We start from the raw sequence: 1,129 nt of genomic DNA on the forward strand, positions 1-1,129 counted from the left end.
GATACCTACCACCAGGGCCGCGCGATGCTCACCGAAGAACTGGGCCTGGACCCAGGAAGGGAACTACGCGACCTGGCGCAGGCAATCCTGACCGACGACGCTGACCTGGCACTGGCCGAACCGGTCGAGTCGGCCGAACCACGTTCTCTCGTGGCGACGCCGCTCTCTGAGGCGGTGCAAGAGCGTGGTGCCGATCCCGACCCGGTCGTCACACCTCGGCAACTGCCCGCCGACATCGGCGATTTCGTAGCCGACGACACGATCGTCTCAGCGGTCTGCGACGCCGTCACTGAGGGCCAGGAAATGGGGCAACTGAACGCGGTCCTGGTGCTTGGCAGGCCTGGTGTCGGCAAGAGCACCTTGGCCAGGCACGTGGCGCACCGACTGGCAACCGAGTACTTCCCGGACGGACAGCTCTACTGCGACCTGCGAGGGCCTGGCGGACAACCGGTGGATCCGGCTCAGGCATTGGGACGATTCCTCCGAGCGCTGGGCATACCTGGCGAGGCCATCCCCGATGCGCTTGATGAGCGCGCGGAGATGTATCGCAGTCTGCTGGCCGGTCGCCGGATCCTGGTGTTGCTGGACGACGCGGTGAGCGAGTCGCAGGTGACGGCGCTTCTTCCCGGATCCGGCGGCAGTGGCGTGCTGGTCACCAGCCGCGGTCTGCTCACGGCGTTGCCGGGCACACGCCGGTTCGACTTGGAGCCGCTGAGCCAGGAACAGGCCATCCAGCTTCTGGGGCGGATCATTGGAGAGCACCGTGTGGAGAGCGAGCGGGAGGCAGCGCGGGTCCTCATAGGCTTGGTGGGTGGGCTGCCGCTCGCGCTGCGTATCATCGGCGCGCGTCTGGCAGCGCGCCCGCACTGGTCACTGACCTCCATGTGGCACCGGCTTGAGAACGAGCACCGCCGGTTGGACGAGCTGGCGCACGGCGAGTTGTCGATCCGGGCAAGTCTTTCGCTCAGCTATGACGGTCTGGCGGCGGCCGACCGTCGCCTGTTGTGCCTGCTCAGCCTGGCCGAAGGAGCAGTGATTCCGAGCTGGCTGGGTGCCGCCCTCATCGACGACCGCACACCGCACCCCGCTGACCTGCTGGAACCGCTCATCGACATGCGCCTCCTCGACA

Annotated in this window: 1 protein-coding gene; it reads left to right on the top strand. The window is 67.1% G+C overall.

Annotated elements, in window-relative coordinates:
* Positions 1–24 precede the first annotated feature (24 nt).
* Positions 25–1,129 (top strand): NB-ARC domain-containing protein (locus ACGFWI_RS39030; protein ID WP_393910805.1); only part of this gene is annotated, 1,105 nt, incomplete at its 3' end.

The organism is Streptomyces sp. NPDC048434, assembly GCF_043200375.1.
Taxonomy (GTDB): Bacteria; Actinomycetota; Actinomycetes; order Streptomycetales; family Streptomycetaceae; genus Streptomyces.